Here is a 3,068-nt window from a genome sequence, read left to right on the forward strand (position 1 = left end):
GGCATGTGGGGCTCCTTGCTGGTGGGGTGGCGTGGGGTGGGCGGCCGGGAGGCGCGGTGCGGGGCCGGCACGCGCCTCCCGGCCGGTGGGTCGGCTAGAAGCCGAACCCGATCTTCTTGTCGATGAACTGGTTGGTGTACAGGTCGTCGGCCGTGAGCCCCGACTGGACGTGACCGCCGGACTTCTCGAAGATCGGCGCCGCCTTGGTGATGAACGAGTTCAGCCGGCTGGCGTCCATGTCGCCGACGTAGCCGTTGCTGCCGTCCGTGGCGACCTTGAGCTTCTTCATCTGCTGGACGGCGAACGCACCGACCTTGGCGTCGTAGGTCCAGCCGTTGTTGTAGTCCTGCACGAGCGTGTCGATGAGGTCGTTCGTCGGTGTCGGGTTCTTGAAGTAGTCCACGTCGGCCTGCTGCATGACCGGCACGAGCTTCTTCAGGCACGGGGTGAGCTTCGCCAGGTCGCCCGAGCGGACGGACATGGTCTCGGGGTAGGGGTTCCACCCCGTGCTCGAGACGAGCGAGGAGTCGAGCTTCTTGCCCCAGGCCGCCACCTCGTGCTGGTAGATGTACGGCTCGGCGGTCGCGAAGCCCTGCTGCGCGTCCTTGCCGCCTGCGGTCACGAACTTCGACGGCGTGCCGTCGTAGCTGCCGTCCTGGACGCTCGTCGGCAGGTAGCCCGCCTGTGCCAGGTAGGTCATGTACGCGGCGCCGCTGAAGTAGCGGACGACGCCGCCCTTGGCCTTGAGCGCCTTGCCGAGGCTCTTGATGCTGTCGACGCTCTTGTACGTCGCCGGGTCCCACATGAGGACCATGGGCGACTCGTCGTTCTCGGCGAACACCGCGGTGGTGGGCAGGTTGCCGGAGAACTCGACGGCCTCGTCCGTGGAGACGTAGCCGAGCGTGATCGACTTGTCCTGGTACATCTGCGAGCTCACCGTGGAGTAGCCGATCGCGGGACCGCCCGCGCGGATCTCGAGCTGCACACCCGTCGACTTGCCGTTCGCCATGAGGTCGCCCGTGACGGACTTGCCCGAGGCGTCGATCTTCGGGTTCGCCCCGAGCATCTGGTAGAGGTGCCCGTGGTCGGCTTCGGGGTTCCAGTCCGTCTGGACGACGACGGTCGAGGGGCAGACGCCGGACAGGTCGACGGCCGGGCCCTTCGCGGCGGACGACGTGGTCGCGGCGCCGGCGCTGTCCGACGTGCTCGTCGAACAGCCGGTGAGGGCGAGGGCGGTGACGCCGAGGGCTGCGGCGACGACGCCGAGACGGGTTCTGCTGCGCATGGGTGCTCCGTTCGTGGTGCAGGTCGGGGTGGTGCGGGGTGCAGGGTGTGGTGGGAGGGGGAGACGATGGGGGCGGGAACTCAGCCGAAGTCGTGCCAGCGGCCGACGGCGAGACGCCCGATGAGGCCGAAGACGAGGAACACGGCGACGCCGAACAGCGAGGCGACGATGATCGTCGCGTAGAGCTCGGGGCCCATGAGCCGCGACGCGGTCACCTGGATGAGGACTCCGAGGCCCGGGTTGCCGCGCTGGAAGAACTGGTCGCCGACGATCGCGCCGATCACCGAGAGCCCGGCCGACGTCCGCAGTCCGACGAAGATCGACGGCAGGGCGGCGGGGATCTGCAGCTTGAGCAGCTGGGCGCCGCGCCCGGCGTGCTGGAGCCGGAACAGCTCGCGCGCCCCGCGGTCGGCCGACTGCAGACCGAACAGCGTGTTCGACACCATCGGGAACAGCGCGATCATCACCGTGACGATGACGCGGCTGGCGAACTCGTACCCGAACAGCGCCCCGATGAGCGGGACGAGCGCCAGGATCGGCACGCACTGGAGCACGACGGCGTACGGGTACAGCGAGTTCTCGAGCCACTTCGCCTGCGCCATCAGCATCGCCCAGACGACGCCGATGACGATCGCGATCGCGAGCCCGGTCAGGGACACCAGGGCCGTCCGCGCGAGCGCCTGCCACAGCTGCCCGTCGAACCCGGAGGGCGTGCCGTCGGGACTCGTGTCCCAGACGATCGCCTTGGCGACGAGGTGCGGGTAGGGGACGAGGAACGCCAGGTTCTTCGCCTTGTCGTAGTACGTCGCGGCGACGTACCAGAGGGCGATGAGGACGACGAACACGGCCACGGGTTGCCACCACATGACGGCGGGCCGTGTCCTGCTGCGTGTCTGACGGGCGGCCGCCCGGGCGGTGCGGGTCTCGGCGACCTCCTGCAGCGTGACCATCAGCGGTGTCCTTCCCGGAGCGCGTGCGAGACCTCGCCGACGAGTTCGGCGAACTCGGGCGTGAAGCGGATGTCCGGGTCCCGTGGCATCGGGAACGGGACGTCGAAGCGTCGGACGACCGTGCCGGGACGGCCGGACATGACGATGACCTTCGTTGACAGGTAGACGGCCTCGGACACCGAGTGCGTGATGAACAGCCCGGCGAAGCGCTGTTCGACGAACAGGCGGAGCAGTTCGTCGTTGAGGCGCTCGCGCGTGATCTCGTCGAGCGCGCCGAAGGGCTCGTCGAACAGGAACAGCTCCGGGTCGAGGGTGAGCGACCGGGCGAGGGACACGCGCATCCGCATGCCGCCCGACAGCTGCTTCGGCAGGTTCGTCTCGAACCCGTTCAGTCCGACGAGGTCGATCGCCCGGCGCGCCTTCTCGGCCCGCTCCGCCTTGCCGACGTGGCCGAGTTCCGCGAGCAGCTCCACGTTCCCCTGCACGGTGCGCCAGGGGAGCAGGGTCGCGTCCTGGAACACGTACCCGATCCGGGAGGCCCCGACCGACGCGGTCCCGTCGGACGCGGTCTCGAGTCCGGAGGCGATCCGGAGGAGGGTCGACTTGCCGCAGCCGGACGGGCCGACGACGGACACGAACTCGCCGCGGTCGACCGTCAGGTCGACGCCCTGGAGGGCGATGGTCCCGTTCGGGAACGTCATCTCGACGTTCCCGAAGTCGAGCAGCGTGTCCGTCGACGTGACGGGCGCGGGTGCGGTGGTGGTCACGGCTACCTCTTCGTTCTGGTGGATCGGGCTGGGTCAGGCGGTGGGTGCCGGGGTGGCGGTTGCGGG

General features: G+C 69.2%; 3 protein-coding genes. All 3 read right to left on the bottom strand.

The window, feature by feature from the left end; genetic code table 11:
• Window positions 1-94: 94 nt before the first annotated feature.
• Window positions 95-1,285, bottom strand: a complete 1,191-nt coding sequence (locus DEI86_RS16240; RefSeq protein ID WP_111014281.1) for an ABC transporter substrate-binding protein — start codon at window positions 1,283-1,285, stop codon at window positions 95-97.
• A gap of 80 nt (window positions 1,286-1,365) precedes the next feature.
• Entirely contained in the window at window positions 1,366-2,235 is an 870-nt protein-coding gene (locus DEI86_RS16245) for an ABC transporter permease (RefSeq protein ID WP_111050192.1), read from the bottom strand.
• Window positions 2,235-3,002: an ABC transporter ATP-binding protein gene (locus tag DEI86_RS16250; protein WP_258368807.1), complete on the bottom strand. Its 768-nt coding sequence runs from the start codon at window positions 3,000-3,002 to the stop codon at window positions 2,235-2,237. The genes DEI86_RS16245 and DEI86_RS16250 overlap by 1 nt, the downstream gene beginning before the upstream one ends.
• Window positions 3,003-3,068: the final 66 nt, after the last annotated feature.

The sequence above is a fragment of the Curtobacterium sp. MCBD17_028 genome, from assembly GCF_003234875.1.
Classification (GTDB): domain Bacteria; phylum Actinomycetota; class Actinomycetes; order Actinomycetales; family Microbacteriaceae; genus Curtobacterium.